This is a genomic window from Planosporangium flavigriseum, assembly GCF_011947225.1.
Classification (GTDB): Bacteria; Actinomycetota; Actinomycetes; order Mycobacteriales; family Micromonosporaceae; genus Planosporangium; species Planosporangium flavigriseum.
This window is the reverse complement of sequence record NZ_JAATVW010000072.1, coordinates 1-555: the sequence shown is the minus strand read 5'-3', so window position 1 is coordinate 555 and position 555 is coordinate 1. Positions and strand designations below refer to the sequence as shown.

Here is a 555-nt window from a genome sequence, read left to right as displayed (position 1 = left end):
CCGCCGCCGGGGGGTCGCCCCGGCGGCGGTCTCCTCTTGGATGGGGGGAGGTCAGATGCGGTCGTACTGGTAGAGGTTGTACGTGCGCATCAGGTTCTGGACCTTGCTCACGTAGTTCGGGTCCGTCGCGTACCCCGCCTTCTTGATCTCCACCAGGAACTGGTCGGCGTTGTTGCTGTAGTTGAACGCCGGCCGGTAGCGGCTGTTGGTGGTCAGGAAGTAGCCGTGGTCGCGGAACGAGTCCGTGATCGACGCGTACGTGCGGAACGTGGCGTAGGTCGGGTAGCAGTTGGGCGTGCACTCGAACGTCGCGTAGGTGTGGCAGCCGTTGGCGATCGGGCCGGGGTTGCCGCTGAAGCACTTGATGCCGAAGTAGTTGCGGTCCTTGGCGGCCAGGCCGCTGCGGCCCCAGCCGGACTCGAGGATCGACTGGGCGATGGTGACCGAGGCGGGTACCTGGAACTCGCGGTAGCCCTGCTGGGCGGCGGGGACGGCCGCGGCGATGTACTGGGCGTTGGTCATGCTGCCGACCGGGCCGGTGCCGCCGGTGACCGG

The 555-nt window shown here is 67.7% G+C and carries 1 protein-coding gene; it reads right to left on the bottom strand.

What is annotated here, in order from left to right; translation table 11 throughout:
* Nucleotides 1-51: 51 nt before the first annotated feature.
* The coding region (gene gsmA, locus HC028_RS26865; RefSeq protein ID WP_205861734.1) for a sporangiospore maturation cell wall hydrolase GsmA at nt 52-555 on the bottom strand (504 nt) is incomplete at its 5' end.